The organism is Microbacterium sp. BF1, from assembly GCF_019279095.1.
GTDB classification, from domain to species: Bacteria; Actinomycetota; Actinomycetes; order Actinomycetales; family Microbacteriaceae; genus Microbacterium; species Microbacterium maritypicum.
The window spans coordinates 1-1,333 of record NZ_JAGYWT010000614.1 but is presented as its reverse complement, the minus strand read 5'-3'; the positions used below and the strand labels follow the sequence as shown (position 1 = coordinate 1,333).

General features: G+C 70.0%; 1 protein-coding gene and 1 pseudogene. Both read right to left on the bottom strand.

The window, feature by feature from the left end:
* Positions 1 to 311 precede the first annotated feature (311 nt).
* Positions 312 to 947, bottom strand: a complete 636-nt coding sequence (locus KZA10_RS15440; protein WP_141386930.1) for a DUF1684 domain-containing protein — start codon at positions 945 to 947, stop codon at positions 312 to 314.
* A gap of 36 nt (positions 948 to 983) precedes the next feature.
* Positions 984 to 1,333, bottom strand: a pseudogene (locus KZA10_RS15435) (hypothetical protein); the annotation flags it as partial.

Below are 1,333 nucleotides of genomic sequence, written 5' to 3'. Positions count from 1 at the left end.
GGTCGTCTTACCCGCGGCGTTCTCGTCGGCGGGGACGCGCGAAGCGGAGAATCCGCTCGACCGGTCGACGCGCGACGCGGAGGCGCCGGCAGCCTTCGGAGCAGCCTGAGCGAGCTCCTTCTCGGCCGGAGCGGGGGTGTTCTGGTCCTGGTTTACCATGAGGTGTCCCATCTCGATCTGAAGACCGGTCGCGGGTCCCGTGTGAGACTCCCGCCGGGAGCGAAACGCTCGCTCGGAGATAGGACGTGCGCGCACGTCGATTCGTCACAAAGTCGTTCCGGATCCGTGCGGGAGCCCGGAAGACCAGGCGCTCAGGCGCTCCCGACCCCGTACATCTCCCCGACCGGGACGGCGGTCGTGAGCACGTTCCCCGGTTGCGCGAGTGGGCAGGCCCACGCCGGGTCGTAGGCGCACGAGGGGTTGTAGGCGAAGTTGAAGTCGAGCACGATCGTGCCGCGCCGGGCGTCGGATCCGAGGTCGGCGCCCTTGACCGTGTCGATCAGGTAGCGTCCGCCGCCGTAGGTTCCGCCGGGGTGGCCGGCCAGCGCATCACGCACCGGGATGAAGAGACCGCCGCCGTAGGAGGCCAGCCGCCAGACGTCGAGCGATCCGGCATCCGGGATCTCCACACGGCCGATCCGCTCGAACGGGACGATGCCGTCGGTGCCGGTCGCGAACTCGAAGCCGCCGGGATCTGAGGGGAGGACCGGCAGTTCGAAGCGCCACTGCGGGTCGTACGAGGCGATCGGGAGCCCCTCGAACAGCGCCCTGTCCTCGGGCAGCAACGGAGTGGCCGGGTGGTGGAGCATCAGATCGTCCCGCTCGATCCGCCAGAGTTCGTGCGCCTCCTCCGGGGAGTCCGCGATCCGCACGGCGTCGTACAGGGCGAAGACCCGACGCCGCCAGTCGACGACCTCGATGGCGGTGCGCGCAGCTGTGCTCGTCATGGCCCCAGGCTACGCGGCGCTGCCGACGACGGCGCCTCAGCTCGCGGTGGGGCCCGCGATCATCTCGGCGTATCCCTCGCGATAGGTCGGATACTCGAGGGTGCCGAGCAGCGACCGCAGCAACGACCCGTCGTACACGAAGCCACCCGGGTCCGCAGAGCCGATGTCGGGAGGCACATCGACACCGAGCTCGCGCGCGATGAACCCGACGACCTCTCCCAGCGGTGCCGGGCTCTCGTCGACGACGTGCACGAGCCGTGGAGGGGCGGGTGTCCGCAGCAGCAGTTCGAGGGTGCGCACCAGGTCGGTCTCGTGGATGCGGTTCGTGCGCCGCGCGTGTTCGACCGCCGCGCCTTCGCGCACCTTCCGCAGCAGGAATTCGCGGT

Coding starts and splice junctions, on each gene's coding strand:
- KZA10_RS15440 (WP_141386930.1), bottom strand. CDS start 947: ATGACGAGCACAGCTGCGCGCACCGCCATCGAGGTCGTCGACTGGCGG.